The sequence below is a fragment of the Mycobacterium sp. E1386 genome (assembly GCF_001672745.1).
GTDB lineage: Bacteria > Actinomycetota > Actinomycetes > Mycobacteriales > Mycobacteriaceae > Mycobacterium.
In genome coordinates this window covers 1-2,257 of sequence record NZ_LZKH01000128.1, presented here as the reverse complement: position 1 = coordinate 2,257, position 2,257 = coordinate 1, and the positions used below count along the sequence as shown (strand labels likewise).

3 protein-coding genes and 1 pseudogene are annotated in these 2,257 nt (G+C 68.2%); 1 reads left to right on the top strand and 3 read right to left on the bottom strand.

The features are described 5' to 3' along the window. A pseudogene (locus tag A5709_RS27480) lies at window positions 1–180 on the top strand (alpha-ketoglutarate-dependent dioxygenase AlkB); the annotation flags it as partial. Between the two features lie 19 nt (window positions 181–199). Here the strand turns inward: A5709_RS27480 and A5709_RS13575 are convergent. The 3 genes from A5709_RS13575 to A5709_RS13565 all read right to left on the bottom strand — a co-directional run. Beyond that, the gene (locus tag A5709_RS13575) at window positions 200–850 is read right to left on the bottom strand and encodes a DUF5642 family protein (RefSeq protein WP_067944115.1); all 651 of its coding nucleotides are present in this window, start codon (window positions 848–850) and stop codon (window positions 200–202) included. A 28-nt stretch (window positions 851–878) separates the two neighbouring features. After that, window positions 879–1,571, bottom strand: a complete 693-nt coding sequence (locus A5709_RS13570) for a DUF5642 family protein (RefSeq protein WP_068120340.1) — start codon at window positions 1,569–1,571, stop codon at window positions 879–881. 26 nt (window positions 1,572–1,597) lie between these two features. After that, window positions 1,598–2,257, bottom strand: a 660-nt coding sequence (locus tag A5709_RS13565) for a GNAT family N-acetyltransferase (RefSeq protein ID WP_067944113.1), incomplete at its 5' end; no start/stop codon positions are given.

Genomic DNA, 2,257 nt, shown 5'->3' with positions numbered 1-2,257 from the left:
CGTACCTTCGCCATGCGCCGGCGGGGTGGCGGCCCGTCGTTGCGGCTGCCGCAGGCGCACGGGGATCTGCTGGTGATGGGCGGATCGTGCCAACGCACCTGGGAGCACGCCGTGCCCAAGACGGCGTCGCCGGTGGGCCCGCGCGTCAGCATCCAGTTCCGCCCGCGCGGTGTGCGCTAGGTCTGAGACTGTTCGCGCGCTAGCTGCGGACCGCCTTCACCGCGCTGACGAGCAAGTCGCGGGCGCGTTGCGTGTCCACCGGGGCGACCGGCTGGCCGGGAATCACCAGCGGGTTGGCGGTGACGATCACCTGATAATCACCGAATTGGGCTGAGTAGTCGTAGAGCTCGCCGGTGCGAGGGCCGCCGGCGACCAGCGCCTGCAGGACGCGGTGCACCCCCAGCGTGTGGGTCCCGTCGATCTGCGGCGCATCCACCACCTCCATGCCGCCGCGTAGTTGCGGGCCGGAAAACGCCACCTTGGCGCAGTCCTTACCGGGGTCGTTGAAGGGCAAGGCTTTTGAGGTCTCGACGGCGATGACCACGAACCGGTTGCCCTTGCCCTCGGCGGAAATGGCGGCCATGTTGCCCTGCAGGTCCGGCGGCATTTCCGGCCCCGCCGCCGCTTTCGCGCAGTTGGCCGGGTCGAACGTCAGCCCCTCGGGGAGCTTGCGGCCGGACAACACCTTGGGATCGATCCCCCGCTCGCCGATGTCGGTGACCTTGAAGTCGGGCCCGAAGCTCGACTTGACCTCGGAGACCTTCTTGATGTCGACCTTGGCCGAGGTGGCCCCCGACGAGCACCCGGCGAGCACACCCACCACCGCGACCGCGAACGCCAGCTTGAACATCGTGGCCAATCTACCCAAGGCCGATGTATCAGCTGCGCAACGTGGACACCGTTTTGACGAGCAGATCGGCGGCGAACTGCGGGGGCAGGGCGGGCACCACCGAACCTGGGTCGGTGGTCAATGTGGTGAACGCGTAAAAGTTGCCCAGGTAGGCGGTGAATGTGTATGTGCGCGATTCGATCTCGGTGCCCGACTCGACGGCCGACTTGACATCGGCCACCATCCCGACGGTCTGGGCGCCATCGATATGCGGGGCATCGATGAGGTGCACGCTTGCCGTGCTGCGCCCGGCGGTCACGGTCCACTGGCCACACGCGGCGACGACGTCGCCCGGCAGTTCGACCGGCCCCGGCAACGCCACCACCACCGCGTCGACGATCCCGCCGCTGCCCGAACCGGACACGCCCTGCGCCGACTGGTCGCGTCCACTGCCGGGATCGGCAAGGGTCCCGCACTGGGGCGGCCTCGCCTTGCTATCCGATGCGTCGGGCCCCAGGCTCCAGATCGCCCCCGGGGAGACTCCGCTGGGGATGCCCGTGGACGCCTCGTAACCGGGCGGCAGGTCGCGAACCACCCGTTTGATGTTGGCGGGGTTAACCGCCGTCGGCGGCGGCGCCTTGGCGGGCGTCCGCGACGGTGCGGGCGCCGGCGCATGAGCGCACGCCGCCACCAGCAACGCGATCGCGGGAGTTGCCACCGGGCCAAACCGGAACGGCCGCATGCCCGTTGATAGCACAACGAGCGGGCTCAGCCGACCACCTCGATCATCTGGCGGGCGACGTGCTCGATCTTTGCGGCCACGTCACGCCGAAACCCGTGGTTGCGCCGCTCGGGCACGTCGATGACGGTGGTGATCACACCGACGTCTTCGCGCTGCCAGACCGCCCCATAGTGGTCCATGATCGTGCGCATCGGCAGATTGTCGGAAAGCATTCGCGCGGAGAACCTTTCGACCCCGGCGACCCGTGCCGCGATGGACAGCGCGTTGATCAGGAACGTGCCGATCCCGCGTCCCTGGTAAGCGTCGGCGACGGTGAAGGCGATCTCGGCGACGCTGCGGTCGTCTTCATCGCGCACGAAGCGCGCGTCGGCCACCGGGTCCTTCCCGTCGATCACCACCCAGACGAAATGGTCGACATAGTCGACCTCCGAGAGGTAGTGCATCAACGCCGGCGTGGGAAGGCGCGGCGTCATGAAGCGCCGGTACAGCGTCTCGCTGGAGAATTCGATGTGTCCGTGCACGGTTCGCTCGCTGTCACCGGGCAGTACCGGTCGCAGCATCAGATGCGTTCCGTCCCGGACCCGGATCGGGATCGGCGTGATGAACCCCGCGAGACGCTGGCGCACCGTGCGCAGCAGACGCTCCATGACCCCGGGTATGTGGACCATGCGGACAAAGGCGTCGTT